The organism is Anaerolineae bacterium (assembly GCA_013178165.1).
Lineage (GTDB): Bacteria > Chloroflexota > Anaerolineae > Aggregatilineales > Ch27 > Ch27.
The window spans coordinates 15980-40897 of the sequence record JABLXG010000030.1 but is presented as its reverse complement, the minus strand read 5'-3'; the positions used below and the strand labels follow the sequence as shown (position 1 = coordinate 40897).

General features: G+C 59.4%; 17 protein-coding genes. 4 read left to right on the top strand and 13 right to left on the bottom strand.

Going from position 1 to position 24918, the window contains the following annotated elements; all coding sequences use genetic code 11:
• Positions 1-219: 219 nt before the first annotated feature.
• The 3 genes from HPY64_14955 to HPY64_14945 form a co-directional block, all read right to left on the bottom strand.
• Positions 220-1386 (bottom strand): ParB N-terminal domain-containing protein, encoded by a 1167-nt coding sequence (locus tag HPY64_14955; GenBank protein NPV68440.1) that lies wholly within the window; start codon positions 1384-1386, stop codon positions 220-222.
• Positions 1387-1392: 6 nt separating this feature from the next.
• Positions 1393-2280 carry a ParA family protein gene (locus HPY64_14950; GenBank protein ID NPV68439.1) on the bottom strand — a complete coding sequence of 296 codons (888 nt, stop codon included), beginning with the start codon at positions 2278-2280 and terminating at the stop codon, positions 1393-1395.
• A gap of 489 nt (positions 2281-2769) precedes the next feature.
• Positions 2770-3852 (bottom strand): hypothetical protein, encoded by a 1083-nt coding sequence (locus tag HPY64_14945; GenBank protein ID NPV68438.1) that lies wholly within the window; start codon positions 3850-3852, stop codon positions 2770-2772.
• A 293-nt stretch (positions 3853-4145) separates the two neighbouring features.
• Between HPY64_14945 and HPY64_14940 the strand changes: the two genes are divergently transcribed.
• On the top strand, positions 4146-4868 hold the full coding sequence (locus HPY64_14940) for a MerR family transcriptional regulator (GenBank protein ID NPV68437.1): 723 nt from the start codon (positions 4146-4148) through the stop codon (positions 4866-4868).
• A 97-nt stretch (positions 4869-4965) separates the two neighbouring features.
• On the opposite strand, the gene HPY64_14935 is transcribed toward HPY64_14940, so the two are convergent.
• The 10 genes from HPY64_14935 to HPY64_14890 form a co-directional block, all read right to left on the bottom strand.
• Positions 4966-5430 (bottom strand): type II toxin-antitoxin system VapC family toxin, encoded by a 465-nt coding sequence (locus HPY64_14935; GenBank protein NPV68436.1) that lies wholly within the window; start codon positions 5428-5430, stop codon positions 4966-4968.
• Positions 5427-5648 (bottom strand): hypothetical protein, encoded by a 222-nt coding sequence (locus HPY64_14930; GenBank protein ID NPV68435.1) that lies wholly within the window; start codon positions 5646-5648, stop codon positions 5427-5429. The genes HPY64_14935 and HPY64_14930 overlap by 4 nt, the downstream gene beginning before the upstream one ends.
• 114 nt (positions 5649-5762) lie before the next feature.
• The gene (locus HPY64_14925) at positions 5763-9425 is read right to left on the bottom strand and encodes a DEAD/DEAH box helicase family protein (protein NPV68434.1); all 3663 of its coding nucleotides are present in this window, start codon (positions 9423-9425) and stop codon (positions 5763-5765) included.
• Positions 9422-12358, bottom strand: coding sequence for a DUF1156 domain-containing protein (locus tag HPY64_14920; protein NPV68433.1), 2937 nt, complete (start codon positions 12356-12358; stop codon positions 9422-9424). Before HPY64_14920 ends, HPY64_14925 begins: the two co-directional genes overlap by 4 nt.
• Before the next feature lie 67 nt (positions 12359-12425).
• A complete protein-coding gene (locus HPY64_14915) occupies positions 12426-12845 on the bottom strand; it encodes a PIN domain-containing protein (GenBank protein ID NPV68432.1) in 420 nt (139 codons plus the stop codon).
• Complete coding sequence (locus HPY64_14910; GenBank protein ID NPV68431.1) at positions 12835-13086, bottom strand: AbrB/MazE/SpoVT family DNA-binding domain-containing protein; 252 nt, start codon at positions 13084-13086, stop codon at positions 12835-12837. Before HPY64_14910 ends, HPY64_14915 begins: the two co-directional genes overlap by 11 nt.
• Before the next feature lie 91 nt (positions 13087-13177).
• On the bottom strand, positions 13178-14101 hold the full coding sequence (locus HPY64_14905; GenBank protein NPV68430.1) for an ASCH domain-containing protein: 924 nt from the start codon (positions 14099-14101) through the stop codon (positions 13178-13180).
• On the bottom strand, positions 14098-17124 hold the full coding sequence (locus tag HPY64_14900; protein NPV68429.1) for an ATP-binding protein: 3027 nt from the start codon (positions 17122-17124) through the stop codon (positions 14098-14100). Before HPY64_14900 ends, HPY64_14905 begins: the two co-directional genes overlap by 4 nt.
• Before the next feature lie 172 nt (positions 17125-17296).
• A complete protein-coding gene (locus tag HPY64_14895) occupies positions 17297-18190 on the bottom strand; it encodes a tyrosine-type recombinase/integrase (GenBank protein ID NPV68428.1) in 894 nt (297 codons plus the stop codon).
• An 820-nt stretch (positions 18191-19010) separates the two neighbouring features.
• The gene (locus HPY64_14890) at positions 19011-19778 is read right to left on the bottom strand and encodes a glucose 1-dehydrogenase (GenBank protein NPV68427.1); all 768 of its coding nucleotides are present in this window, start codon (positions 19776-19778) and stop codon (positions 19011-19013) included.
• A 250-nt stretch (positions 19779-20028) separates the two neighbouring features.
• On the opposite strand from HPY64_14890, the gene HPY64_14885 reads away from it, so the two are divergent.
• From HPY64_14885 to HPY64_14875, 3 genes are all read left to right on the top strand, one after another.
• Complete coding sequence (locus HPY64_14885; GenBank protein NPV68426.1) at positions 20029-20997, top strand: sugar-binding transcriptional regulator; 969 nt, start codon at positions 20029-20031, stop codon at positions 20995-20997.
• Between the two features lie 125 nt (positions 20998-21122).
• Positions 21123-22178: a substrate-binding domain-containing protein gene (locus HPY64_14880; GenBank protein NPV68425.1), complete on the top strand. Its 1056-nt coding sequence runs from the start codon at positions 21123-21125 to the stop codon at positions 22176-22178.
• 98 nt (positions 22179-22276) lie between these two features.
• Complete coding sequence (locus tag HPY64_14875) at positions 22277-24898, top strand: ATP-binding cassette domain-containing protein (protein ID NPV68424.1); 2622 nt, start codon at positions 22277-22279, stop codon at positions 24896-24898.
• The last annotated feature ends 20 nt before the right edge of the window (positions 24899-24918 follow it).

Sequence of the window (24918 nt, the reverse complement as noted above, 5' to 3'; positions counted from 1 at the left end):
TTCTTCAATTCCCATGCCACCTGAATCTGTGTTATAGTGTCCATCGTGCGGCTCCTGTGATTGGGTTGGTTGTCTCGCAACCACAACAACTTTATCACGGAGTCGCATTTCTATTGAGAATACTGCGTCGCTCCGAGGCTTGAGGCTTGCTCTTCCCCTGCTACCATACCGCAAGTCGGGCCGACCGGCGGCGACATCTGTCGCCAGTTCGTAGCCGGTTTACAGTTCGCGCTCCAGCTCGTCTAGCCGCCGCCGGGCTTCCTGAATAGCCCGCCGCACGATCTCCCGCTGCTGGTACGTCCAGTCGCGGTTGGGCGTGATCTGGCTGAGCGTGTTCAGCCGGGCAATCACCCGCTCCACCGAGCGCAGCAGCGGATCGCGGAGCTCACGCACGGGCTGTTCCAGGCCAGCTTCCCGCCGTGCGATTCGGACCAATTGGTCCGAATCGCCGCCCGCCTCGGCGATCATGTCCCGCAGGCGGCCCTCCGTCCAATCGTGCTCATCGGCAAGTTCCCAGACCGCGCCCGGCAGGGTCAGCAGGGCGCGGTAACGGCGCAAATGGCGCGGGTTCTTGAGGCCAAGCACGGTGGTCACCGCCTCCGCCCGGCCATACGGCACGCGCAAACTGGCCGCCTGGGCATACCACTCCTGGCCCGGCTGGCCTTTGCCGTCGAAGGGCGCACAGGCTCCGGGATTCAGGGCCATCAGCAGCAGCGCCAGCTGGCGAGCCTTGCTGATGGCGTTGAGATTCTGGCGCGCCCCGTTCTCAAAGGCCTGCCGCCAGACACCCGGCTCGGCCCGTTTGATGGCCGGGATGTGCGTGTAGCCTTCGTAACCCAGTTTGTCCAGCAGATGGTAAGCGAGCAACCGCCGCTCGCCGACGATCAGCCGATAGCCTTTGCCATCCCGGTAGACAGTGATCGGCTGCTCCAGCCCGGTCTGGTGGATGCTGCCCGCCAGCCGCACCAGGTCCAGCCAGTGCTCGGCCACCGCCGGCAACTCGCGCCGGTCGCGATCCGGGCCGCCCTCATTGAGCGGCGTGGGGTCGTCCTCCTGGTCGATGATGTGCTTCCAGCGCAGCGGCATCTGGGCGTCAATGGCCGCAGCGTGGGCCAGGACTTCCCAGCGCTCAAGCACCTTATCCGCGGGTTCGCCCCGCAGCCAAGCGTCGCGTAATTCGGGTGGCATAGCCCGGCGCGGTTGAACCGGGTCGGGCAGGATATCCCGGATGGGGACGCCCACCGGCTCGATGACTTCCGCCTGCAGCTCGGCCCCGATGCCCAGGAAAGCGTCGATGAAGTCGTCATCGACCTGCGGGCGGGAGGCGTCCTCCGGGCGGATGCTGCTGGCGCTCTGGCGATCGCGTTTGTCTCGGCGTCTTCCCATAGTGGTTTATCCCCCCCGCAGTTTGAATTCGATCTGGTCAATCAGTCGTTCGGCGGCCTGGCGGGCCTTGTTGCCAGGCGTGGCATAGGTGAAGATTGTTTGCTGGTAAGCCGGCGTTTCCGGCCAGATGGTAGACTGGGCGATCGGCGAGAGTAGCGAGCCAATCTTGCCTTCGTGGTGCCGCCCCATCAGGAAGCGCTCCACCGTCAGATTCTCCGAATTCCCCAGCGAGGCCACCGCCTCCTCATATTCTTCCCAGGCTTCCGGCTCCAGCAGTCGCATCAGTTCAGCCAGGTTGGCGTTGTGCTCGTTGGTATTGCGCAGCATCAACGGCAGGACGCCCAGCAGGCGTACCGGTGCGCCGCGCTCGCGGGCGGTCTTGATACGTGCCAGCGCCTTGGTCACGCCGTTGACGCTACCCAGTTCCGGCTGGGTAGGAATCAGGATGCGGTCAGCAGCGACGTAGATCATGGCCACCAGCAGGGTCACGGTCGGGCTGGTATCCAGCACGATGAAATCCGCACCACGCAATGGCGCCAGCCGGTCACGCAGGATGGTCACCGGGGCTTGCTCGGCGGTCAACAGGTGACCCGCCGAGGTTGTGCGCTGGTCGCCCGGCAGAATCACCAGCTGGCCGTTGCCACCGTCAGGATCCGCCCATTTTGTAGGAGGAACCGGGCGCAGCAGGCCGGCAATGGGCTGGTTGTTGACCAGCAGATCAAACAGCCCCGACTCTTCCGGCAAACCCAGATACTTGGCGACATGGCCCTGGGGATCGCAGTCCACCAGGGCGACTGTGTGCCCGCGGCGGGCCAGCCCGGCGGCCATCGTGATCGCGGTCGTGGTCTTGCCCACGCCGCCTTTTTCATTCACCACAGCGATGATCGTGTGCATCAGCGCTGCACTCCTTATCGCGTTGTCCGGGCACGGGGGGCGAAATACTGTACTGCCAGAGACTCTAGCGTACCCCGGCCCGCTGTGCGAGTCGCTGTTCCCGGCCAGGATTCGGACCAATTGGTCCGAATCTCAGCATCAAGCATACAGACACCAGCGGCAAATTGCCCCTTACAACGGGTATTTATCCTGCCCTGGCCGTCTGTGTCTGTCCCCAGAGCGTTTGCCCGCCAGAACCGCTCTGAGGGGACATAATGGGACACCAGGACAGTCCTGCACTGTCCCGGTAGTGCTTTACAGCTGTCCCACAGATCGGCGCTGTACCCTAACTGCTTTGGGACACAGGGCGTTACAGCGCGGGCTGCTCGGTGGCCCGATACGCGGCCACACGACAGGCAGCCGAACAATAGATTTTGGCCGGATTGCGTGTCCTGAAGTGGCGACCACATTGTGGACAGACCTTCCATTTGCGTGGGCGACCCGACCCATCTAGTGCGCCCCGTTGCCCTTCAGCGCAAGCGGCAAAGTCGGGAGTAGTGCCGCATCTGGCGGAGTAGTCTGGCGCTCCGGCAGGACGGTGGGGAAGGGCTGCGGGGCTACCCCCGCCGACGTAAAATTTGCCTCATCCGCTACCTCCTCAAACCAGCGGTCGGCCTGCAGCTCGCGCATCACCAGTGCCGACCACTCTGCGCCGCCCAGATTCGCCATGTATTCCAGCCGTTCGGCCCGACCACGTCCCCGGCCATTGACCTCCCGTAGCGCTTCTTTGAGGCTGTTGGCGTAAGCCTGCATCCAGTGCGGCGATTGTTCTGGATGGGCCACGCGCTGCTCCCACTCGCGCATAGCAGCCTGATAAGCCTGCTCATCCGCCTGAGCTTGTAGCTTCCACTCTCGTAGCGCAGCCTGAAAAGCACGCTCGTTGGCGTGGCGGCGCTTGATGTCGGTCAGGGCGATCTGTTCCAGAATCAGCGATAGAAACACCACTGAAACCGGCGGTGTGACCGTGACCAGCCAGGGCCAGAATCCGACCGGACGGGCGATGACAGCGTTGGCGGTGACGGCCATCACCACACCGGCGGTGATCGGCAGTAGCATCACCAGCTGCCAGAGTCGCCGCCCGGCCAGTAGAATCCGGGCGGCCAGCACGCTGGCAATGGTCAGGAATTCCGCCAGCAGAACGACCGCCAGACCGACGATCACGGCCTGCCACTCGATACCTGCGCCATGGCCCATCGCCACCAGGTAATGATCGCGCCCGGCGCTGAAAACGGAGAATGCGCTGGTGGCAAACGCGCCAAGAAAAGCGATCAGCAGCATGACGCTGATGGCGCGGGTCATCCAGGCCGGATATTCGCTGATCGTGGAATCGTCGAACTGCTCCCGGAGAGGGCGCGGCCCGGCGCTGTTGAACTGTTCGCGGCTGGGCTGCGGGCCGATCTTGCGGAGCACGGCGCGGCGAGCGCGGTCGCGGGCGTCCAGGCGCTCTTCTTCGGAGAGTGGGGCGAGCACTTCCAGCGCCCGGCGCTGTGTGGCGGTCAATGCCGCAGGTTGGGAAGGTTGAACGGTCATCATCACATACTCCTGAACTCTATGAGGGCTGGCAAAAAGCCCGCGCGAAGATCGGGTGCGCGGGCGGACATGCGTTGTAAGGCAGGGGGCTTTGCTGGTATACTGGCAGTACCGCAACCGGCGCAAGCGTGTGGGTTGTGGTCAGGCCGGGAGTGGTGGCGCACTGCTCGGCCTTGTGTTTAGTTACGGGCAGTGTAGCATGAAAAGACGGCCACCGCAAGCGAACAAAACCGTTTTTGCCGTTTTTATCCGCTTCAAAGCTATATACGGATAAATTATCCGTCAGGAGTAATACGGTGCGCACCGGCGAACTGGCCAGGTGGTTGAATGTCAGCGTCAGCGCGATCAAGGTCTGGTCGCGTGAATTTGCCGCCTTCCTGTCGCCAGCCGCCCAGGGTGGCGACAACAGCCAGCGCCGCTACTTCGACGACCGCGACGCCCGCATCCTGGCCCTGGTCGCCGAGTTGCGCGCTCGCAATACCGCCTGGGCAGACATTCACGCCACCCTGACCCGCATGCAGGCTCAGAACTGGGCCGACCTGCCGCCGATGCCCGCCGCTCCTCCCGGCGTCGTACCCGGCCCGCTCGTGCCGCAGTCAGAAGCGCAACAGGCCCTGCTGCAACAACGCCAGGCCCTCACCCGCGAGATCGCCCTGCTCAACGACCGCGTAGACGCCTTGCAGGCTGATCTGGCTGAGGAGCGGGCTGCCCACACTGCCACTCGTCAGGAATTGTCAGCCACACTTACCGCTCTGGGCGAATTGCGCGGCAAGTTGGAGATTCTGGAACCAGAGCGGGCATACTACCTGACCCAGGGGGACGATCTGGTAGCTACCCGCCAGGCGCTGGGCGAGCTGCGCGGCAAACTGGAAGCCATCGAACGCGAACGAGAGGCCGCTGCCCGCCAGCGCGAGCAGGAGCAGCAACTGCACGCCCGTCTGCTGCTGGCGCTGGGGATCGTGGCAGTGCTGGTCAGTGCCGCCCTGATCGTGCTGCTGCTCTCTAGCGGGGCAGGGTAGGGGGTTCTGGAACGGTTCTGGGGGATGGCAGGAAACAGGTCAGGGTAGAAGAGCGTCTTTTGAAGAAATCACCCTCTCTCACCAGACTTCCGCACCGTCAGCGCTCTGACGGCACGTCGAGTTCCAGGGCGTTCAAAACCAGGATCCGGATCTCTGTAACGCGTTCCAAACCGGCATCGTTGGTCAGGAAAGCGTCGCAGCCTGTAAGAACTGCTGAAGACACATGCAGTGCGTCCGGCGTACGAAGGTTGTAACGCGCACGCATTTCGGCGGCATACTCGGCAATCCGGGCAGTCACAGGGACAAGGCGAAACTCACCACTGTTGACCAGAATGTCACGATATTCCTGGATCAGGCGCTGATCACCCACTTTCATTGGATGGCTCAATACCTCAACCAGCGTGATCACTGAGCTGACCGCCTCAATAGAGGCCGTTTCGATGGCAGCCACAATGGCATCCATCCTGGCGGTATAGTCTGGATTCAGTTCCACGTAATAAATCAGCGGGGCGGTCTCAATGTATAGCTGTCGAACACCAGCCAGAGCCGTGCTGATCTTCACTGCTGGCGATCCCACTCGTCACGCAGACGATTGACATACTCCTGAGCGTCGATATCCTGCCAGATTTCCTTGCCCAGGCCGCGCAGCTCAGATAAACGTCGGCGACGGAGCGCCGGCGGAGTCTCCACGTCCAGTGAATCAATCAGGAGCTTGATCAATTCCTTACGATCTTGCTGACTGAGGGCTTGCGCCTGTTTCACAATCTCGCTGATGGTCATTCGTCACATCCTCGTCACTTTACGTCCATTATACGCCAGGCTTTCCGCCCGATCACCTGAACGGGCTTCCTAAACTCACTGATGGACAATTCTTCCGCGAGGACAGAGAACCCCCTATCCGTGTTTCTGCATCTTTTTCCAACGCTTAAGCAATGTCTCTCCCTCTTGCCGTACATCACGAAACATCCTCTTAAGTTGATCTGGGCCTGCATTGCTGAAAACGTCGAGTTCTAGCCTGGGTACGCTTGCTCTATGCTTCTGTCTCGAAGCCAGTTCCAGTAAGGCTGTAAATGGATACCCGTGACGTACCAGATTCTGGGTCAGCTGGTTGCCTGTTGTGATGGCGTGCCAAGCGTCTTCTGCTGTGCTGAAGTTCCCATCCAGCAATAGATCGAGCAGGGTAGCCTGAAAAACAATCCGAACGGCTTGCTCTACTAGCGCCGCGGCTGTGGCAGATAGGCGCAGATCTGTAACGCTGGTGTATTTTTTGCGGGCGTCCTGTACATACTTCTCAAAATCCTCTTCAGCTCGCTGGCGGGCTTCCTGAGTCCATGTACCGGCTTCATGGGTGTTCTTGAGTGCCCCCAAGAGATCTTGCAGTGTCCGGAGCAGGACCGGTTGCCCATCCTGATTCAAACCATAGTAGGCCTTCAACGGCACGATATTGTCTGAAGAGAAACGAGCGATCCCAAGATACACGTCACGCTCAGGGAGTGAGTCCTGGTCAAGCAGGGCATCCAGCGTCTGATTGCCATAGGACAACAGTTGAAGAGAATTAGGGAAACGATCAAAAAGCTCTGGCTTAAAGGTTACCACGGCCTGCTCACCGGCAGCGTTGATCAGGTAAGCCTCTTTAATGTCCGGGTGAGGGATGAACTGGTGAGCAAAGAACGAGCTTTCTAGAAAACAGCGCTCAAGTTCGTCAAGCGTAATCGGAGCAGCTATCCCTACCCCGGGACGAACGCTCTCACTACTCTCATAGACATTCAGAATATCCCCTTTTTGATCGAGTTTCCGCTCGATTTCATCAAGTTCTCCGGCCAGCACGCGCTCTCGCTCGTCAGGTGTAGTCATCACCACGCGTTCAATAGCCTGCCCGACCCGGGCCAGAATCGGCTGCAGATCGCCAACAACCCCTTTGAACCAGTTGATGCGCCTGGCCAGAGCCTGGTACACCCGCGCTTCAACTGTTTCTTCGTAAAAGTAGTTACGAATCCAGACTTCAGAGTACACCTGACCAATACGGTCAATACGGCCGATGCGCTGTTCCACCCGCATCGGATTCCAGGGCATGTCGTAGTTGATCAAGACACCGCAGCTTTGCAGGTTCAGACCTTCGCTAGCCGCTTCGGTGCAGACCAGAATCTTGACCTCTTTCCCTTCCCGGAACTTTTGCTTGATTTCTTCCTTGGCAATACTGACCCAGGCGATGCCATTCCAGACCTCACCGCCACGACCGCTATAGCAGGCCACCTGATTGCCGTACACCTGGCGCAGTTTGTCGCGCAGGTAATCCATGGTGTCGGTATATTGGGTGAAAACCAGCGCTGTCTCACGCTTCCGGAAGAGATCATTCAGGTCCTGGATAAGCTGGTCGGTTTTGGAATCCTGGGGTACAAGTGGCTGAAGATCGCGGATGAACGTCTCTACGTAGTCAATCTCATCCTTGTACAGCGCGCGCTGGTTTTCATCCACAATTTCCTCAGTGTCATCCTGCTCGAGATAGGCCTGCTCAAGGTCGTCATCGTCAAAGACCTGCACAGCGCGCCCGCGCAGGTAATCCAGTCGGCGTTCCAGGCTTTTCTGGACCGCATAGAAGCTGCTGGTCAGGCGGCGGCGGTAGACCGTCATCACAAAACCCAGGCCCTTGCGCTCATTCTCATACTTCCGGTAGAAATCGGAGATGTACTCTTCGATACGCTGGTAGAGCGCCATCTCGTCAGGGCGCATGGGTATCCAGACCAGTTGCGGATCACGGGTGGGGACATTTTCCTTCAACAGTCCGCACCGGACATATTCCCGCAGCAAGTCACGCGTATTGCGGAACATCAATGCCCGCAATGGCGTGTGTCGACGCGCCATCTTGACAATGTAGGGTTTTGCATTCTCCGGCAGTGAACGTACCTCCCGCGAGGGGTGGGGAGCATTCAGCAATTGCTGCAGCCTGGCCCCGTCCACGACCCCCAGCGCGTCATCGATCTCCTCCTCAAACTCTGGATCGATTTGCCCGCTGTATTCCCGATAGTCGTTCAACATCTCAAATACGAAATCCCAGTCGATTTCGTCAAAGGGCTTCATCAGTTCAGAATAAAAGCGCAGGAAGTTTCCCTCGTCTGCGCCCCACTTGCCGCCCAGACCCAATACCTTGAGCAGGTCCCACACTTCCAGCGGGTGGACCTGCATCGGCGTAGCGGTCATTAAGAGGATGGCGTTGGCCCTGAAGTCAGGAGCGGTGAGCAGTTCGAGCAGACGGTTCGGGCGGTAGATGGGCTGCAGGAAGTCGCGCCGGCGGGCATGGTGTGCTTCGTCGACCAGCACCAGGTCCCACGGGCGCGCGGACGTCACGCGCTCCTGCTGGGTGCGGCGCTTGGCAAGCTGGCTGGAGGCGATCATCATGTCAAAAGCGTCCCAGGGATTGCCGGTGTTGTATTCCAGCGCTTCCCCCGCGTAGTTCCAGAACCGCTTGCCATCGAAAAGCGGCACATCGAGCACGAATTTCTCGTACAGCTCCTCCTGCCACTGGCGCGCGACCGACTTCGGCACGAGCAGCAGGCAGCGCTTCACCCGACCGGAAATGACCAGTTGCCGCAGCACCAGCCCGGCTTCGATGGTCTTGCCCAGCCCGACCTCGTCGCACAGCATGTAGCGCCTGGGATAGGTCTCGATGATCTGCTGCGCCACGCGCATCTGGTGCGGCCAGGGCGTGATCGTGCACGTCGCCGCGCCGAGCTGCCCGGCGTTGGGAAAGTAGGGAATGTCGCGGATGAACTGGAAGATCAGGCGCTCGCGGCGAAGCTGCGCTTCCAGATCGGGAGGTGGAACGGCAATGACTGGCGGCGGAGCCAGCGGATCGTGTTCGGGGGCATTGGCTGGCACGAACCGCAACAGCGACTGGCGTGCCGCCTGGGGGATATCGAAGGCGATCCAGCCTCGCTCGCGACCTTCCCAGACATTGTTGAATCGGTGCACGACCTGCCGCAGGTAAGGTTGGCTGCTGTCCCACGAGAAGTAGACGCTGAACTGCTCATAGTTGCGCTGCCAGCCGGTCATCGACTCATTGATGCTGCCACTGAAGGCGACCTGATTGCCCGCCGCGTCGGTGAACACCCCCTCTTTAGGATGGTAATAGTCCTGGGCCTGATCCGCCGGGACAGGCAGCCCATGCGCATCGCGCGGCAGGACAACTTTGATCTGCAGCGTGCCCCGCGCGATCATCCAGGCCAGAATCTCAAGGCGGCGGCGCAGCAAATCCTCCACCGGCTCCTCCAGCGCCGCGATCAGCTTCTCAGCGACGATTCCCTCCAGCGCCGCGCCGCGGGTAACCGCCTCCACATCCTCGCGGCTGAGCTGCGCCCCGACCAGCAGCCGCATCCTGCCGCCGTTGGCGATCAGCCCGGCCACGCCCGCCGCCGCCACTGCCAGCGCCGAACTGCTGAAGAAGCCCGTGCTGCGGTCGTACTGCACGCTGCGCTGGAGCGCCGGGATGTAAAAGCGGTTCAGCCGGTCATCCGAGGGGCCGTAGGAGATCTGCCACTCGACTTCGCGCAGCGAGGTCATGCGTCATCCTCCCCGAAGTCCTCCTCGTCCTCGAACTCCGCATCACCCGTGCCCGCCTGATCGAACAGCCCCAACTGTTGCGGCAGCGCGGGCGGCGTTTCTTCCGGCGGGACTTCCAGATCAGGATAGAAGTTCGCCCGCAGCCGTTCGAGCAACTCCGCCTCCACGCGCACCCATTCCCCCTTCACTTTCGTGCGTGGGATCGCGTTGATCAGCGCCTGGATACACTGCCGGAACTGCCCATCGTTCAGCAGGCCGGAGCGCTTGAGGAACGCTTCGCAGGCGTACGTGCCGTCCTCGCCCAGTACCAGCAGCGCCGTGTGGACTGCATCAATCATGCTCTCAAAAACCGACAGATCGGGATCGACCATCCCGCGCTTGCGGCGCTGCACCGGCGCCTGCAGCACCACATTGCTCCCCTTGCGCGCCACCAGGTTCTTGTGCCCGCGCACCTCGCCGTCCATGTCCACGCCCAGGGCAATCGCCAGCTTGCGCGCCTCGTCGTAGGGGAACTCGACCGCTTTGAAGGCATCCCAGGCCATGATATACCAGTCGGTGAACGGGTCAAACTGAATGTCGCGGCCCAGCAGCAGGCCCCGCTTGCGCAGCTTGATCACTTCCTCACGCGCCAGGTCGAGCGCCGTCTCCGGGCGCAGCGGCACCGGCTGGCCCGTACGCTCATCGATCGCGCTGGTGAGCACAGGCCAGTGCGCCGAGATGACCGACAGCGCCGGGCCGAATGTGCTGATGTAGAGGTCCACGCCGCCGACGCCCTGCGCCGCGAACGCCGCCGCCTTCTCGCGGGCGACGCGCTGCACCTGCCCGCGGATGTCGTCCCACCAGACCGGCTCGCCGGAGGCCTGGCGCTTGCGGCAGGCCAGCAGGATGGTGCTCTGCGCGGCGTTCTTCTTCGCCTGATGCAGCGAATGCTCGCTCTCGGTGTGGACCGGCCACGACGCCTGCACCGAGAAGCCGGCGTTGATCAGCGCGCTGGCCAGCGTATCCCAGGCCTCGACCTTTTTATGCGTGAACATGATCGTCAGCACGCCGTCGTCGCGCAGCATACGGTGACACTCGCGGAAGATCGCCTCCATCTTGCGCTGGTAGTCCTGCTCGGCCAGGGCGCGCTTGTTGCGGCCCATACCCTCAAAGCGGGCGACATTGGCGACCGCTTCATCGTCCTTGTTGGTCAGGTGATCGGCGAAGAACTGCGGGAAGAGATGCCCCACCGAGCGCTTGAGCCACACATAGAAGAAGTCGGCCAGCTCGGCGTACATCACGTTGTCGTAGTAGGGCGGGTCGAAGGTGATGTTGTGCAGGCTGCCGCTGGGGACTTGGGCTAGATCGGTCGCTGACTCTTGCCATATTGCCAAACGCTCAAACGGCGGTACGCCCTCAGCCCGCCACAACGGATATTGCGCAGGGCTGGCAAGCTCAGCCATACCCGTATACGCATCCACGACCTGAGTGACGCCCCACGGGAGAAGGTTAGCCGCCGCGTCAAACTCAGCGTAAGTCCATTTGAAGCTGAAATCGTGGCGATCAAAAACAGGTGCAATAACAGCACGCGGCGGATGCCAACGCGACTGAAGACAGTTGTAGTTCGGGCACTTATCCAGCGCCAGCCCCAAATACGTCTCCACCGCCGCCGCGCGATCCGCGTCCATGTTCGCGCGCAGCTCGCGCCCGACCTCGCGCAAGGTCTCCAGGAAGGTCAGCATCGCCAGCAGCTGGCGCGGGGAGAAGAAGTCGGCCCAGGTCGGCATCCCGTAGATCAGCGGGCGCGGGTCGTTGCTGACTTCGGGATAAGGCTCCCTCGGCACCAGCCCCGCCGCCTCCCAGGCGGGCAGGCGCTCGGCCAGCGCGATCTCGGCGCGGCGCACGCCTTCCAGGTCGTCGGCGGTCGGGGGGCGGAAGTCGAAGCCGCCCGTGCGCTTGACGGCCACCGCATAGAGCATCTGCCCCATGCGCCCGGCCTGCGCCTCGGCCTTGATGTACTCACCGGGGATCGCCTCGCCCGTCCAGGGCGAAAGGCCCACGCCCCGGCTGACCGTGCCCGCGTCCGGGTCAAAGTCGATCGCGTCGCCGCGCTTGATCACGAACTGCGGCGCGTCCCGGGCGGGGTCGGCGATCAGTTGCACGGCGACCTTATCCTTGCCCCGGCTCAGCCACCAGTTGGGCGAGAGCGGCACGGGTTTGCCGGTGACCGGGCAGGCGACCGTCCGCGCCCAGAGGTAGGCCGCGCCCTCTGCGCCGGGTGGCAACGGCGTGAAATATGGTTGCAGCCGCGCCTTGACCAACTCGTACCAGCGTTTGCCCCATTGCTGAATATCTGCCGCCAGTCCAACCCCATAGCGCGCCGGATAGTCGAGCGTGGCCTTGAGGATGACCGACGCGACCGGGTTCAGCTCGTTGGCGCAGGTGGTGAAGCCGTAGCGCAGCGCCTCAAAGGGGATCGAGCCGCCGCCCGCCGTCACGTCCATCACCGTCACGTCGCGCGTCCCCCAGGTGATTTCCAGCAGGTCGCGCAGCAGCGCCAGGTCTTCGGGGGACGGGTTGACGGTGAAGGCGCGCGGCGCGCCACGGTAGGGGTCTTTCTCCCACTCTCCTGAGTTCTTGGCCTCTACTGTCCGCTTCCGCCCTTCAATCGGATTGCCCCGAATGCCCAGCAGGTGCACGAACCAGTCGCGGTAGCTCCCTTCGTCGGGGAAGCGCCGTCGCAGCGGCTCCGGCCAGTCGGGCGACCACTGCGGCAGGGCGCCCGCCAGGATCGCCGCCCGGCTGACGGTCAGCGGGCGGCGCGCCCACCATACATGCAAAAAGTACAGCGGCGGCAGGGCGCTGCTCGCGCCGCGTTCGCGCTGGCTCTCAGCGCCGACGGCCTCAAAGGGCAACCAGTCTTCAATCAGGACGGGGGGGCGGGGGTCAGGCATGAGGTTTTCTCCCGGAGTCTCACAACGGCCCGCCATCGGCCAGAATAAAGGCGGGCCTCAGCCAGCGCTACCCAGGCACCAGCACCGAAATGCCCTTGAAGCGGGCGAAATGCCTGCGGTCGAAGGTCGCAATGCGCTCCAGCCCGCCATCCAGCAGCCAGGCAGCGTTGAAAGCGTCGACGAAGTCCACGTTCTTCTCTTCATACCAGATGGTGGCCTGCAGCAGGGTATCCGCCTCGGCCACCTCCAGGCCGGGCGTGTTCAGGATGGCCAGGACATGCTCGCGCACGGCCTTCTTGGGCAGGCCGTAGAACGATTCCAGCGTCCAGACGATCTCGCTCACGACCAGAGCGCTGGTCACCAGCCGCAATTCCCCCGCAGCCGCACGGCGCAGCAGCCGTTCTACGGCGTCGGCCTGCTCCGGCACGTCGTTGGTCAGGAAGCGCAGGAAGAGGTTGGTGTCGGCGAAGATCGTCTCACCCTTCATGGGCGTCTGCCCTTCTTGCGCGCTGCTGGAGCACCTGCCGGCGGATCTGCGCGAAGTCTTGCGGGGCGGTTACCGCGATGCTACCGCGCAGATCGAGCAGCGTTTTGCCGAGCGGCAGCAAGACGATGCGGTCCCCTTCGAGCGAGATGGCCATGCGGTCGCCATCCTGGATGCCCGTCCGCCGGCGGACGGCGCTGGGCAGCGTAATCTGCCCTCTCTTTCCGACAGTTACCGTAATCATCCGCAATCTCTCCTTTCTTCAGCATATTCCTCGATTATCCGCATGTCTGATTCTAGCTGAAAAAAGGAAACAGTCCAGCCTGCACACGCCCTTACTCAGCCGCCAACAGGGTGCGCAGTGCCTGCTGGGCACGCCCGCTGGCGCGCGGGTCGGTGCATTTACTATACCAGTAATAGGCCTCTTCGGAGGGCATGGCGCGCAGCTCGCGCGAGATCGCTTCGATGCGGTCCAGGCGGGAAAGCGGGGCGATGGTCAGGAACAGGAGTCCCAGGCGCAGGCCGGTTTCTTCATCCAGGCGGAAGGGTTTGTGCCGCCGGGATGAGAGATCGGTCGTCCTGTAGCCGGTGCGGCGCAGCGCCTCCAGCACGTGATCGACCACCGCCAGCAGGTTCACGCCGCTCAGGGTGACGATCCGCCTGGCTTCCGCCGGGACTCCATTAGCCTTCACCGGCCACTGGTAGAGGGTCAGGGCGTAACCATGCGCGTCACGTGGCTCAACATGCAGTTCGAAGGGCCTGGTCGGGTCATACCCATGCGGCGGTGGCCCGGCAGGTGGGGGAGGGAGCGGGCGCGGCGACGGTGGGCCAGCGGGTTGCCGGGGGGTCAGGTAATGTGGTACGGGGGCGTTGCCCGCAAGCACTTCATCCGGGATTTCAAACAGGCCCAGGCGACCGCGCAGGGGGATCGGGGCGGGCAGGCGGCAGGGGTTGGCCAGCCGCCAGCCGACGAGATCGCCGGGCCACTCGCCCGGGTCGAGATGTTCGTTGCGCAGCGCAGCAAAGCTGGCGTGGTTGAACGTCACCATGTCCACAACCTCAACCGTGCCCACCAGCGCCCCGCGCACAAGCACCTCAGGGTCAAGACCGTAAGCGGCGCAGGCATCGTACTCAACATTCCCGCCCGCGTGGATCAACAACGGGCCGCGATAGTTCGTGCGCCAGGTGCGCAGCTCGATTGTCTTGCGCCCCTGCAGGATCAATTCGGCCCAGGGTTGGCGGATCGAGAGGGTTTTCATGGCCGAGCATCCTCGTCAAAGGGGTCAGCGGTAACGACTATGGAGCCAAAGCCGAGCTGGTCGAACACTTCATACATCGTCCGGAATTGGTCCCCCTGCACTTCCAGCCCATCGGGCAAATCGGCACGCAGGGTCATGACGACGTTGAGCTTGCGTCCTTCCTGGGCAAAGGCATCGGTCACCTGCTTGAGGCGTTTATAACGATCCCAGCCACCTTTAAACCTGATCTGGAAGTACTCGCCACCATCGAACTCCACCGTCAGGTTCTGCTCCACCCGGAAGTTCCCTTTCCCTAACTGGGGGATGGCCAGCCCAAGCGCCCGCACTTCGTTCGCGCCCTGCTGGTGAGTGCCCTGGATGTCGATGGTCAGCGTGTGGAGCCGGGTGATCCCCTGATCCGTGCAGAGGTCGTAAATACGTTGAAAAGCCTGACGGGGTACGCCTTCGCCCTTCAGCTGCCTCGGCAGCGTGGTGGACAGCCTGCCACAGGTGCACTCTGTCACCAGGTTCCCGCAAATGGGGCAACGTTCGTCGGGCGGGGGGGCTGGTTCCTTACCACGGATCGGCCAGCCGAGCCGTTTGTACTCGTCGGGGTCGTACAGGAACGTTTCGTCATTGATCTGAATCACAGGGAACGGCGACTCGGCGTCGTAGCCTACCTGCTCGCGCGCGTCGTAGTAGATCCACACCCCCTGCTCGACACCGTTGCGGATGGTTTTCTTAAGCTGGTTGACATCCAGCAGCATGCGCAAGTTCATCTTGCGGGCAAAGGCCTGGCGCAAGTCCTCGGTGCTCAGGTGGTTTTTCCCTGCGTCCCAGGCTTTGGACCTGACAAACTTGGCCGAGAGAGAGGGCGAGTCCTGCGTCTGCACCTTCTCGAGGGTTTTCAGGATGTGCAGCACCACTTCGCTCTGGTCTACATTGACTTTGCCCTGATCCTGGGGCTGCAACTGCTCGCGCGCCAGGTTGCTGTGGGTCTGAGGGGCGTCACCGCTGGGGTAGTACAGCCAGCGATAGGCCTTTGTGATCGCTACACGCACGTCCAGCTCAGCCGCATCGCCCATGCGCTTGAGTTTCTGGCGCTGATCCTCGTAGAAGTCGTTCAGCCGTTCATTATCGTTGAGGATACGGCGGATGGCGAGGTAGCGCTGGGCGTGGGCCACCATGTTCTCGACCTGATCGCTATCTGCCACCAGGAAAACCAGGTTGTTCTTGAATATGCGGTAGCCTTCCTGCACGCCAGTATGGTTGAACAGGTGCACGACCAGGTCGGGCGGGGTTGTGCTCTGCGTGGCAGTGACTGCCGCGTCGTAATGGACGATGACCAGTTTCGGCGCGCCGGCGTCATCATCGACATCGGCTGGCTCGCTGGGGAAGAAGACCGGCTTCAAGAACCCTTTCTTCCACACCTGGCGGATGCGCTGATCAAGCTCCATCTTCGCCGTGACCAGACCGACCGCGCCCATCTCGTCTTCGATGATCTTGTTGAGCGAGACCTCGGGCTTGAAGCGATAACGGTGGCCGTCGTATTCGAAGTACCAGCCCTTGTCAAGCAGACGATCCGCAGCGCGCTGGATCAGTGCCGGGTCATCATCGGGCGTGAGCACAGCCAGCGTGAGATCGGCGGGATCGATGCCAGAAGCGACGCCCTGGGTCAGGCTGTGGATGAACGCGGTGGTGGCTACGCGCTGGGTGAAGGGAACGCCGCCGATCGCTTCGTCAAGAATCTGGGCGTGCGCCTGCGAGCCGGCCAGGTGGCTGACAATATCCGCCTCGATGATCTGCTTGAAGCGCGGGCGCTCCAGGCGACCCGTCAGGTCGTTGGCGATACCTTCATGCCCCAGGTCCACATTGAAGGGATGTATCAGGTAGACCCCGTCCTGGGGGTAGTTCCATAGCTGGCGGACTACCATAGCGAGCAGGCGTAGCGCGCCGCGCGTCTTCTGAAAATTCGGGATGGTGGAGACTTTGCGGTTAAGAGCGGTCAGCAAGTCGGGATGGAAGGGGTAATTCGCTTCGATCTCAAGCGCATACTCGGCGCGCAGCGCGCGTTGGGGCAGATTGGCGTTGTGGGCCACACATTGCCGGTAGTAATCCATATAGGCGCGCGCCGTGTGGGCCGCCGCTGCACGATCAATGTGTCTGAACAGACGGTGAGTGACGATAGCGGCAATTTCGGTCTCTACGGTGGGGGTGATCACGAGTTCCTGCCGTGCAGAGAGTCGCCTGGTCTCTGCAAGTTCCCTGGCGATTTCCTGCCGGAGTTCCTCCGTCTCTCTGCCAAATGCGTCTGACTCGTCGGCCAGAGTCAGCACGATGACCGCCTGCTTTTTGCTGGCTGCGAACTCGAAGAGCGACATGAGGAAAGCGACCGTCTGTTCGGCCAGGTCGGATCGGCCAGTAGCGGTGGGCACCGTCTTGGCCGCACGCAGATGGCGGGCCACCTCGTCAAGCATAATCAGGGTCGGCTGATCACCGATCAGCTCTTCCAGAAGCCCGGTGCCTGGGGCCGTGCGGTCGATTTCGCTACGGCGGACATACTCATACGCCTGGGCGCCGCCTAGCTGGTAGGCGATTTCTCCCCACAGGGTATAAGTGGTCACATGACCATGTTGAAGGCCCATTGTGGGATCCAGGTCTGAACCAACAACACCGGCGATACGCACTGCGCCTGGGGGTGGAACGAGCTGAGGATCCAGGAAATTCGCTGGGGGGATGTGGCCAGAGGCAGCATGATAGAGAGCAATCAAATTGTGGGTCTTGCCGCCACCAAAGGCAGTCTCCAGGCGGATAATGGCATTATTAGCTGGTTTAGCCCCCGACAGGCGGCCAAGTGCTTCACCCAACAGCGTGACTAGGCCCTCTGTGGGATAGGTATTGTCAAAGAAAATGGTTGGGTCTTGGTAAACAGCGTCAGCCTGGCCTTCTATAACATCCCGCAATCGTGCCGCGAAGATCTCCTCCCGCAACTCTCCTGATAGGACTTCTGTGCGCGGTTCGCAGGCGCGGAAAATAGATAACATGTCCTATCCTCCCCCAACTTCACAGGGGTCAACAGACCGCTTTCCTGTATCAGGTACCCACGTGGAAGTATTCTAATTTACAACATGCGTAGAGCATTATACTGCCTGCACTAGAAATAGGCCTGCCTTGCGCTAACATGACCTGCTCGCCGATTTCCTCTGCCGTGTCACCTCAGAATTCCTCTGCGGCGCGCTCCAGGGCGTTGGCCTTTTCTTCCTCGCTGGGCTGGGTGTAGATGGCGGTCGAGGTAATATGGGCATGCCCCAGAATGGCCTGTACCTCGGTGAGGGGAGAGCCGTTCGCCAGTAGCATCCTGGCCAGGGTGTGGCGCAGCATGTGTGGGGAGACCTCGCCCGGGTCGAGGCCCGCCTGCCTGGCATACTTGTTAATCACGTGCCTGACGGTGTCGGTGTCCAGGGCTGTGCCCCGGCTGGACAGGAAGAGGTGGTCGTCCCCGCTCGCTGGCCGGACCGCCAGGTAGTCCTCCAGGGCGGCCCGGGTGGTGTAGGGCAGGGGGATGGTATTGGAGCGCTTGCCCTTGCCATACAGCACCCGCAGGGTAGCCTTCCGGCGCTTCTCTGTCCAGCGAATATCCCCCAGCCGCAGCGCCACCAGCGAGCCGACCCGGATCCCGGTGTCCAGCAAGACCCGCAGGATGGCGTAGTTGCGCCGGGCCAACTTGTGCGGATCCCGCCGCGCTGCCCGCAGCAAGGCCCGCACCGCCGCCCGGTCGAGGCTGCGCGGCCCGCTCGGGGGCACCGGCGGGATCTTGACCCCCTTGGCCGGTAGCTCCTTGATGTAGCCCTGCTCGGCTGCCCAGCGACAGAAGCGCTTGAGGGTCAACAGCCGGCGCTTGACACTGGAAGGCTTGAGCCGCAGCTTGTCGACCAGGGCCGCTTTGTACAGCACCACCGTCATCGTAGTCAGGTCAGCCAGTTCTGGCGGCTGGCCGTGCTGCGCCTCGAACCAGCGGCTGAAGTGGCGCAGGTCGTTGGTGTAGGTCCGGCGGGTGTTGGTCGAGACGTCACCCAGCCAGGCGAAAAAGGCTTCCAGATAGAGCTCCATAAAGATATCCCGCATAAAAAAGGCGGCCATTGGGGGTTGCCGGCGCCCCGGCTACGCGAAGGGTTAAGGCTGATTATAATCCAAAATGCGGGATACTACATAGTATCCCGCATTTTTGTGAATTGTAGTGATTGAATATGAAAGCGCCCCGTTTCGTGTGGTTGGGACAGCCAGTGAAGTAATAAGGCATTGATACCACACACTGACGGGCTGCTCCTGTAGTTATCGAGTGATCGTGGATAAAAACAATCACACCATGTTGTAATACTTGGAAATGTACAACTAGGTTTCTCTCAGAACAGATCGGATAGACAATAGCAGCAGCAAAAAGGAGAGAGACCTATAACTGCCGAATAGAAACTGGCACATCAACGGTTGAGCGTACTGGAGCTGGTCCAGGCGCTGGACAAGTTCTTTCGCTTGGTCTTTCGCCCCACCGTCTACAAGACGGTAGGGGCTTTACAGCGCGACCTGGACGCCTGGCCGGTGCACTACAAAGCGTCCGCATCACAGCTATCGCAACCTGGGCAAGTGCCCTATTGATACGGGTCAATACCTATTTGGATGCTGTTCGCCAAGAAACCTAGTAGTACAATTTATGTCAGCCCACCACACCTTGTCTGCATCTTGCTCTGCATGTGTTCTACAACATGTGTCCGTAGAAACTGGGCGCTTGGTTCAACTAGCACACCTTTGGAGCTATAAGTTCCTACATCAATACCAAGTAGCAGTTTTGCCATAGGTCCTCCTTCCGTGGAAATCTGATCACTCCATGTCGAGCGAGTCCTCCTCAGTACACTTGGTCGAGACTTCTTTTGCCCTACCAAGATGAATAACCACCATCCAAAATCAGGTCCGTACCTGTGCAGTAACTAGCAGCATCTGATGCAAGGTACAGGGCTGCATAAGCGACTTCTTCCGGAGTAGCTAGCCGCTTCATAGGGGTCATATCCATCCAGATTTCGCCCCAGTTATCGGTATTGAGGCCTCGCTTGGTTAGTTCAGTACTGGTATAACCAGGAGAAACTGAATTTACCCGGATGCCCTTGTCCACCCATTCGATAGCTAGCGACTTGGTAAGATGCATCACGGCAGCTTTGGAAGCGTTGTAGGCTGCTTGAGGCTGCGGTCGGTTTACTACTGTCCCTGACATGGACGCTATATTGACAATTGAGCCGGTTCCGCGCCCAATCATGTGTCGTCCAACAGCGCGACAGCACCAAAATACACCATTAAGATTCAAGTTAATGACACGCAGCCAATCCTCATCAGAGGTTTCTTCGGCTGGGGTATTGATACAGATACCAGCATTGGCAACCAAGATGTCAATCTTGCCGAGCGCTGCCACGGCCTGGTGTACCATGTCATCAACTTCTACAGACTTGGTGACATCTGTCTGAATGGCAATTGCCTGGCGGCCTATACTACGGACTTCTACGGCCGCCTCCGCAGCAGCGGATGCGTTAATGTCAGCGATGGCTATATCCGCACCGTAGGCAGCGAAAAGCCGGACAATTTCTCGTCCAATGCCACCGCCACCTCCAGTGACTAATGCAACACGCCCCGTCAGATCAAATTGGTTTTTCATGCTTATTCTCCTTTTTGCTTGTCCATGGCTAGGTGGCACCTAGCCCCTGTATCGCACAAATTCTGGATGAAAACGCAGGTACATCTATTAACTATCCAACTAACCAATTGTGCTATTTTTCACGATATGTCCAAGGCGTTGACAGTTTTCTGGAACCATGTTAGCATTTGCTCAGGTTCTGAGCATTTGCTCAGAGTATATTAGGGTATTGGCGAAAAATCAAGCAAGCCGCCAAAACTCTGGGGATGCGATGAGTGATGAAAACCGGCTGCTGGTCAAGGTAGCCACGCTCTACTACAAGAATCGCCTGACACAAAACGAAATCGCCGATCGCCTTGGCATCTCACGTCAGAGCGTTGGCCGTATTCTCCAGCGCGCTCAGGAGCTTGGAATCGTCCAGATTAAGATCCATGCGCCAACCGCTTATGCGTCAGATTTAGAGTATTTACTGGAAACAGAGTTTAAGCTCAAAGAGGCTATTGTTGTTGAACCACTCACTGAGACCGATGAGGCGATCAAAGAAGCCATTGGTAAAGCGGCAGCTGATTTCATCCAACGCCGGCTAAAATCCGGAGACATCATTGGCCTATCCTGGAGTACAACGGTCTACCAGTGTGCACTGCATATGGAGCCGGTAAACGTCAGAGGCGTAACTGTAGTTGGTCTCAACGGTAGTCTCAATGTCACGACATACCCAACCCACGCTGAGTTTGTCATCCACCGTATGGCTGAAGCATGTGGGGGAACCCCAGTACTTCTGGCCGCTCCGATGTTTGTGGATCGTCCGGATATCAAACAGAGTCTGCTCACTGATTCCAAGATTGCTCAAGCGCTGGCACTAGCCCGTCAATCCAACTTTGCCGTTTTCGGCATTGGTGATCTTTCAGAGCAATCTTCCCCGTTTAAGGCTGGTTATGTGACTTTAGAGATGTTGGAGCACTTCAAACAACGAGGCGTTGCAGGCGATATCTGTGGGCGTTTTATCGACATCAACGGTAACCCGTGCCTCTCCGATATCGCAGAGCGAACAATAGCTGTTGAGTTGGAAGATCTCCGTAAGAAACCACTTTCGGTTGGCGTCGCTGGTGGTCTACGTAAAGCCAGAGCCATTCTTGGTGCGCTGCACGGTCAGTTCTGCAATGTACTCATTACCGATGCTTTCACTGCTCAAGTAATTCTTGAGTTGCAGGGTGTCCAGCCAGCAGCCGTTCAAAATTAACCCCTGAATTCTAGACATCACTAGCTCTGGCAAAAAGGAGGTGCATTGACAGCAATAGCAATAAAAGTAGGAGATTGCATCCACTTTAGCGAGTAGTTATCGCACAAATGAGGAGAGAGAAAACCATGTCACGTAAATTTGGGCGTCTCATCGGCTTGGTAGTTATTCTGATGATTGTGCTGTCACTGGTGCCTGCCAGCGTAAGTAGCCAAGGAACAACCTATCGTATTGGCTTGGCCTCGCGTGAGATTACAAATGACTATAACCGCGACATCATTGCTGGGGCGCAGCGTGTTGCTGACGCTGGGGGGCACACGCTGATCGTGGCAGATGGCCAAACTGATCCGCGCAAGCATAATGAGAACATCGAGAACCTGATCAACTCTGGCGTCGATGCCCTCATCATCCAGCTTGGTGATGCCCAACAGCTAGCACCTGTAGTGGCCAAAGCCGTTGAAGCTGGTATTCCTGTTGTCACTACGTCGGTTGGTTCGGTAACCCCTGGTGTTCTCACTGAAATCGGCGGTGATGAATCGCTGATGGCCGAGATGATGAATCGCGCGCTGCTTTCCAGCATTGACTACGCTGGTGATATCTACGTTTTCTGGGTGCCTGGCGCTCCGCTGCTAGAGACACGTAAGCGTATCCTAGAAGCCATGGTTGTCGACTATCCGCAGGTTACGTTGCATGAGATGCCCACTGAGCACAGCCCTGCCAGGGTTCAAACTCAGATGGAAGACATCCTTACTGCTAACCCTGAGCCAGGCAGCATCGCAGCAGTATGGGGTGCTTATGATCTGTTAGTCTCTGGTGCTGTGGAAGCCATCCGCAGGGCTGGCCGTACAGAGATCAAGGTCGCATCAATCGATGGTGATCGCATCGGCTTCCAGATGCTCATGGAAGAAGACAGCCCCTTCATTGCAACGGTGGTTCAGGATGTTCCGCGTATTGGGGAACTTGCTGCTGAGACTGTGCTAAAAGCCCTGAATGAGGGCGTGACTGAATTCCCAAGCCAGACCTTCACTGACTGCTGGCTGGCTACACGCTACAACGCGGTGGAATCAGCGGAGCTTCGTTGGGGTGAGACCGTCTGGGACGATCTTCGGATCGCACGGGCGGACGTAGAAGCACGCTGGCCGCAGACTCAGGAAGTGCTGGTCATCCATCCGGTGCTTCCCTAACTGATAGTCTCGCGGGTAGGGGGCATCCCCTCAGGACTGATGAGGGGATGCCCCATAGATCAGACAATCCAACCCTATTATTTCACAAGGTGATAGAAATGCCAGCAATCTTGGATGAACAGAAGCGCTTACGCGATGATGCGATATCAGCGTTTCCTCAACCCGGGAGCGATAACGTCTTGGAATGCCGGAACATCTGCAAAACCTTCCCAGGAGTTCTGGCCCTTGACCATGTCAACTTGAGTGTCATACGTGGCGAGATCCACGCTCTAGTTGGACAAAACGGCGCTGGCAAGTCCACCCTGGTGAAAATCCTGACTGGCGTCTATACACTTGATGAAGGGCAGATTCTGGTAGATGGGCAGGAGACCCGTATCACCAGCCCACAGGATGCAGAGAGTCACGGTATTGCGATCATCCACCAGGATCACCAGCTCGTAGCACAATTCGATGTCACCCGAAATATTTTTCTGGGTCACGAGTATGTCGGTCGAGCAGGGTTACTAAACCTGGCGGAGATGCGCACGGCTACAGCCGAAGTTCTGAAAATAGTGGGGGCCAATTTCGGCCCTGATGCCCTCATCCGGGATCTGAGTGTCGCCCAACGTGAGCAGGTTGCAATTGCTGCTGCTCTCCTACGCAAGCCTCGTATCCTGATTCTTGACGAACCAACTGCTTCGCTCAGTAGCAATGAGGTAAATCGGCTCTTTGAAATCATCCGGAACCTACGCACTCAGGGCGTGACCATCATCTATATCTCCCACCATCTTGATGAGGTTTTCCAGCTTGTGGATCGGATCACGGTCCTGCGCGATGGCAAGGTGGCCGGAACTATGGCAATTGGCGATACATCGCGTGCCGCGATCATCCGCTTAATGGTGGGCCGTGATCTGCGACAGTTGTACCCTAAGGAAGAACTACCTATCGGCCCGGCTGTCTTGGAGATCAGGAATCTCTCGCAGGGTGATGCCCTACATGGCGCGAGCCTGACTCTGCGTCAGGGCGAGATCCTGGGCGTAGCGGGCCTCGTTGGTGCTGGGCGTACAAATATGGCACTGGCTGTCTTTGGAGCATTGAACCGTACTAGCGGTGAAGTTTACCTAGCCGGCCAGAAGTCCGACCCTCGTTCACCTAGAGCTGCCAAACGCCAAGGTCTGGCCCTGATCCCGGAAGACAGACGTAGCGAGGGCTTAATCACAGATATGTCCGTTCGGGAAAATCTTACGCTCCCCAATCTTTCAGCGTGGACCACTATGGGTGTGCTGAAACTCCGGCAGGAGCGTAGTGTTGCAGCTGATCTGGTCAAAAAACTGCAGATTGCCACGCCCAACCTGAACCAACTTGCGCGTAACCTGTCGGGTGGCAACCAGCAAAAAGTGGTAATTGGCCGCTGGCTCACTGGTAATGCCAAGGTCTTTATCTTCGATGAACCGACAACTGGTGTAGATGTTGGGGCCAAGGTCGAAATTTATAAACAAATGACCGATCTCGCCCGACGGGGTGCGGCAGTGTTGTTCATCTCGTCCGACTTTGAAGAACTCATTGGTATGTCCGATCGGATAGCGGTAATGCTTAAAGGCAAGGTCATCAAGTGCTTTGAGCGAGGTGAAGTGAACTTGCATGACCTACTTTATTGGGCCACTGGCGGAGACAATAACAATAATGGATCGAGTCACGATTCAGCCGACGCCACAAAATCCGATAGACCCGAACAGATGGCACAGCCACAACCCTTAAACAGTCGCGCAGGACGCCTGTCGCAGTTCCAGCTAGGCAAGTTGCTCTCCCAGTGGGGAACTGCCGTTGGGATGCTCCTCGCTTTGTTAGTGATCGGCCTGAGCGCACCGGCCTTCTTTGCACCAGGTAACCTGTTCGATGTTCTGAAGCAAGGCAGTATATTGACCTTCATCGCATTAGGTCTAACTGCCGTACTTATTGCCGGCGGATTTGACATGTCCGCCGGCGCTGTCAGTCAGTTCACTTCCAACTTTGCCGCTGGCACTATTATCCAGGGTCTGGGCACTGGGGTTGCCGTGATCGCTGGTAGTGTGGCTGGCTTGATTGCTGGCATTGTCAATGGGCTGTTGGTGATTCTCTTCCGTATGCCTCCTTTTGTAGCCACCCTGGGAACTATGTTTGTAGTCATGGGTATAACCCTGCTATACAACGGCGGGCAGGCCCTAACTCTGTACGATCAACCGGTCTTCTTTTTCCTCGGGCAGGGATATATCGGTCCCCTACCGTTTGTGCTCGTGATCCTGATGCTGATGGTGGCTACACTACAAACTTTTTTCAAGCGCACCCGAACTGGGCTGCACATGTACGCCGTCGGAGAAAATCTTGCAGCAGCGAAACTACGTGGAATCAGCCAGCGACGAGCTCTCCTGCAATCATTTGCTATCGGTGGTACAGTGCTGGGGTTTGCAGGGGTTATCTTAGCTTCCTATAGCTATGGAGCATCTGCGCTGGCAACTGGCATGGACTTCCTGATCAGCGCTCTGGCGTCCGCTTTTCTCGGAAGCACGCTCTCCCGTACTGGTGAACTTGACATGATCGGGACGACTATCGCTGCAATGTTTCTAGCTTCGCTATCAAACGGCCTGATCCTGATGGGCGTCTCTAATCTGGCCCTACCGGGTATCCAGGGGAGCATCCTGATCTTATCTATCCTGTTAGGTGTGGTACATAAACGTGAGATCGGCCAGGTCACGATCTTCTAACAGCAAAAGGACCGTCTGAT

Coding starts and splice junctions, on each gene's coding strand:
- HPY64_14955 (NPV68440.1), bottom strand. CDS start 1,386: ATGGGAAGACGCCGAGACAAACGCGATCGCCAGAGCGCCAGCAGCATC.
- HPY64_14950 (NPV68439.1), bottom strand. CDS start 2,280: ATGCACACGATCATCGCTGTGGTGAATGAAAAAGGCGGCGTGGGCAAG.
- HPY64_14945 (NPV68438.1), bottom strand. CDS start 3,852: ATGATGACCGTTCAACCTTCCCAACCTGCGGCATTGACCGCCACACAG.
- HPY64_14930 (NPV68435.1), bottom strand. CDS start 5,648: ATGACCATCAGCGAGATTGTGAAACAGGCGCAAGCCCTCAGTCAGCAA.
- HPY64_14925 (NPV68434.1), bottom strand. CDS start 9,425: ATGACCTCGCTGCGCGAAGTCGAGTGGCAGATCTCCTACGGCCCCTCG.
- HPY64_14920 (NPV68433.1), bottom strand. CDS start 12,358: ATGCCTGACCCCCGCCCCCCCGTCCTGATTGAAGACTGGTTGCCCTTT.
- HPY64_14915 (NPV68432.1), bottom strand. CDS start 12,845: ATGAAGGGTGAGACGATCTTCGCCGACACCAACCTCTTCCTGCGCTTC.
- HPY64_14910 (NPV68431.1), bottom strand. CDS start 13,086: ATGATTACGGTAACTGTCGGAAAGAGAGGGCAGATTACGCTGCCCAGC.
- HPY64_14905 (NPV68430.1), bottom strand. CDS start 14,101: ATGAAAACCCTCTCGATCCGCCAACCCTGGGCCGAATTGATCCTGCAG.
- HPY64_14900 (NPV68429.1), bottom strand. CDS start 17,124: ATGTTATCTATTTTCCGCGCCTGCGAACCGCGCACAGAAGTCCTATCA.
- HPY64_14895 (NPV68428.1), bottom strand. CDS start 18,190: ATGGAGCTCTATCTGGAAGCCTTTTTCGCCTGGCTGGGTGACGTCTCG.
- HPY64_14890 (NPV68427.1), bottom strand. CDS start 19,778: ATGAAAAACCAATTTGATCTGACGGGGCGTGTTGCATTAGTCACTGGA.
- HPY64_14885 (NPV68426.1), top strand. CDS start 20,029: ATGAGTGATGAAAACCGGCTGCTGGTCAAGGTAGCCACGCTCTACTAC.
- HPY64_14880 (NPV68425.1), top strand. CDS start 21,123: ATGTCACGTAAATTTGGGCGTCTCATCGGCTTGGTAGTTATTCTGATG.
- HPY64_14875 (NPV68424.1), top strand. CDS start 22,277: ATGCCAGCAATCTTGGATGAACAGAAGCGCTTACGCGATGATGCGATA.